The organism is Cyanobacteriota bacterium, assembly GCA_025054735.1.
GTDB lineage: Bacteria > Cyanobacteriota > Cyanobacteriia > SKYG9 > SKYG9 > SKYG9.
Window position 1 is genome coordinate 1 of the sequence record JANWZG010000379.1, and the last position, 3889, is coordinate 3889.

2 protein-coding genes are annotated in these 3889 nt (G+C 51.0%); both read left to right on the top strand.

Annotated features, from left to right (window positions below; genetic code table 11):
- Window positions 1–212: 212 nt before the first annotated feature.
- Entirely contained in the window at window positions 213–1850 is a 1638-nt protein-coding gene (locus NZ772_15320; GenBank protein ID MCS6814925.1) for an SLBB domain-containing protein, read from the top strand.
- Between the two features lie 125 nt (window positions 1851–1975).
- The coding region (locus tag NZ772_15325; protein ID MCS6814926.1) for an exopolysaccharide transport family protein at window positions 1976–3889 on the top strand (1914 nt) is incomplete at its 3' end.

The following is a 3889-nucleotide window of genomic DNA, read 5'->3' on the forward strand; positions in this document are numbered from 1 at the left end:
ATCTCAGCCCCCGTGCCAACACCTATCTAGCAAGCCCACCCCCAGAGAGGAATCGCCAATGAAACTCTAAGGCTTACAGTAGCGTCCAGACTATCGGCATGATCCTAATATGGGTCTAAGTATTGGCTGAGAAATTATTGGCTATTATTCAGTCAAGAGTGATTTACCGTTGAACTTAGCAATTGTTAATGTATCCAAGGGGATAAACATCAATGACACAATCTACAAGCGAACCAAAACCTCAGACCCCTCAACACGCTGTTGTCAAGCAGTGGATACAGGCTAGCAGCAGTTGGCTTGCGCTTTCCAGTTTTTTGATTGTTTCCTATGCGCCCCTGGTAGTTCGTGCTCAAACCACACCCACTACAGATACTCAGCAAGGCCCTGCCCCTGTGGCCAGTCCAGTTCCAATTATTAGCCCTACGCCTGTCATCAACGGTCGTCCTACAGCTCCTAGCCCAGCACCCAGCACCCTCCCTACCAGACCAATGCCTGTTCCACCTGTGGGCACACCTTCAGCAGCATCGTCGTCTAATTCAACAATGCCCACAGCTAACCCAATTGCCCCAGCCCTAGTTGATGAAGGCTATTTGCTTGGCCCAGGAGATCAACTCCGTATCGATATCTTCAATGTCCCGGAATACAGTGGTGCCTATCAAGTCTTGGTGGATGGCTCGTTGAATCTGCCATTGGTGGGTACTGTGCCTGTACAGGGGATGACTCTGAGTCAAGCATCTGCGGAATTGGCTGAGCGTTACAGTAAGTATTTGCGCCGTCCGATTATTACCCTTAGTATCACGGGAACTCGCCCTGTCAAGCTGGCGATCGCTGGTGAAGTTAACCGTCCTGGCTCTTATCTAGCAGGCACCGGCACAGCGGCTGGGTCGGCTGAAGTGCCTACGGTTACACGCCTAATTCAGCAAGCTGGTGGTTTAACGCAAGTTGCTGATGTCCGGCGAGTGCAGGTGCGGCGAAGGCGGCCTGTCAACCGTGGTGGTGATCAAGTCATTACTCTAGATTTGTGGGAACTGATCCGAGAAGGTAACCTGCGGCAAGATATTGTACTGCGAGATGGTGACAGTGTGTTTATTCCCACTGTTGAGGAAGTGAACCTAGCGGAGGCTCGCCAATTGCCCTTGAGCAGCATCAGAGGCACGGAAAATTTGCCGATCAAGGTAGCTATCATTGGTGAAGTTAGCCGTCCTGGAACTTACACCCTGCAAGCAGATGAAAAAACACCAGTGACATCGGTGACTACGGCGATCGCCCTAGCAGGGGGTATCAACCAAATTGCCGATATTCGTAGAATTCAGGTTCGTCGGCCAACCCGCACTGGCGATGACAAGGTAATTGATGTGAACCTGTGGGAATTGCTAGCGGGTGGTGATCTGCGGCAGGATATTCCTCTCCAGGAAGGGGATACTATTATCGTTCCTACTGCGGCGGCTCTTACCCCCGATGAAATTGCAAAGCAGGCTGTTGCCAGCTTCTCCCCAGCAGAAATTAATATCAATGTAGTGGGTGAAGTTGCCAAGCCAGGCACTATCAAACTGCCTCCCAACACCCCGCTGAATCAAGCCGTGTTGGCAGCAGGCGGGTTCAATACTCGTGCTCAAACGGGTACGGTTGAGTTAGTGCGCTTAAATCCCAACGGCACCGTTACTCGCCGCACAATCGGGGTTGATTTTGCCCAGGGCATCAGCGAAGAAAACAACCCGCCGTTGCGGAATAATGATACAGTCATCGTCTCTAAGTCTACGATCGCGGGCATTAGCGACGAGTTTAACCTATTCTTTTCGCCAATTACAGCAGGTTTTGGCCTCCTGCGCCTGTTTGGCATCATTCGTTAATAGGGACTGCCCTGGGCGCTGGCTCGTCTAGGCCGAGAGGATTTGTCGGGTCATTCGCGGCGATCTGTCCTATACTTCTGGTAACTTTTCTTCACTAGCGTTATTCACTCGGTGTTGAGCTGTTTATGCAAATTGAACCCTATAATCGGCCTGCTGCGCCCATTGTGCAGCCACCACAGCCGCTAGCACTCAACTACTATGCTAGTCAGACAGACCATCGAGACGAACTCAGCTTCCGACAGATTCTTAGCATCATCCGGCGACGAATACTAGTGATTGCGGGTGTAGCCGTTGCCGTAACAGGTTCAATTTGGGCATGGACTCTAACGCGCCCTTCTATTTACCAGTCGGGGTTTCAGGTATTGATTGAGCCTGCTATCAACCTCAATCGTCCCCAAGAGTTTCTCTTATTTGGTCCTCAATCTAGCTTTGACTACGCTACTCAAATTGAGGTCATGCGCAGCCCAGAAATGCTGGCTCCCACGGTCAAGGCTCTCCAGCGCATCTATCCGGGGTTTAGTCATGGCGAGTTGATAGCAGGACTGTCCATTAGCCAAACCCTAGACCCAGATCAGCGTCCCACTAAAATTCTCATGATTTCCTATCAAGATCAAGATCCTGAGAAAGTTAAGCGGGTGTTAGATCAGCTAGCAGCTGACTATCTGCAGTACAGCATTAACCTGCGCCAGGTCAGTTTGCAGCAGGGGGTGAAATTTGTAGAAGAGCGGCTACCTGAATTACGCCGACGGGTTAATCAGTTACAACGGGCGTTGGCTGATTTTCGTCAACAGTACAGCTTGTTGGATCCTGAATCCCGTGGGGCGCAGATTTCTGGGCAACTTAACTCTATTGAAACCCAGCAGCAGGATACTGAGGTTCAGCTTAAACAGGCAGAGACTCTCTATGCGACCTTGCAGCAGCAGGTGGGTCAACGGGATCCAGCCGCTGCGATCGCCGCTACATCCCTTAGTGAGTCCAGTCGCTACCAAAGTTTGTTGAACCAAATTCAGCAGATTGAATCCCAAATTGCCACGGAATCTGTGCGGTTTCAACCTAGCAGTCCTAATATTCAAGCCTTAGTAGAAAAGCGCGAGAGGTTGTTGCCACTGCTGCAACAGGAAGGGTTGCGAGTTTTAGGCCGCAATCGTCCAGCAGGAGCCAATGGCAACCTGACTGCCATTACCCTGGATTTGAACAAGCAGTTGGTTAACACAGCTAACCAGATTGAAGTGCTCAGACGACGAAGCATTGTCTTAGCGGAAACAGAAGCTCGCTTAAAGCGAGAATTTGACCTAGTGCCTGCACTGGCCCGCCGCTACACCGATCTTCAGCGTGAGTTGAAAGTAGCCACTGACAGCCTGAATCGATTTTTGTCAACTCGTGAAGACCTACAAATTGAGGCCTCTCAACGGGCACTCCCTTGGCAAATTATTGTGCCACCAGTAAAGCCAAGTGTACCAATCTCACCGAATGTTCCTCGTAACTTGGGTGTGGGTGTGGCTGCAGGACTAGTGTTGGGTTTTGGAGCAGCGCTCTTAGCAGAAAAGCTAGACAATGTATTCCATACGGCTAATGAGCTGAAGGACAGCACGCGACTGCCACTGCTGGGCATTATTCCTTATCAGAAGGCGCTACCTAAGGTTGCTGTGTCTATGCAACCTCGCTTGAGGGATAGTGAGGGCCAATGGATGGCTGCCCAGACTGGGCAATCGATCGCCGTCGAGCAAGCACCGGGAGCTGACTCTGAGCGTAGAGATGCCTATACGCCGTCACCATTTACTGATGCCTTTCGGACAGTGTATGCGAACTTGCGCTTCCTAGGGTCAGATGCACCTGTGCAGTCGATCGTGATTGGTTCCGCAGTGCCTGGGGATGGTAAGTCTACAGTGGCAGTCAATTTAGCCCATGCAGCAGCAGCTATGGGCCAGCGTGTGCTATTGGTAGATGCTGATTTACGCCGTCCTCAAGTACACAGTATTATGGGCGTTCCTAATATCCGTGGGTTAAGCAATTTGCTGTTTAGCGACCTTGGAGTTGAG

Excerpts from the sequence above, each read along its gene's own strand:
- NZ772_15320 (MCS6814925.1), top strand. The coding sequence starts at position 213 with ATGACACAATCTACAAGCGAACCAAAACCTCAGACCCCTCAACACGCT.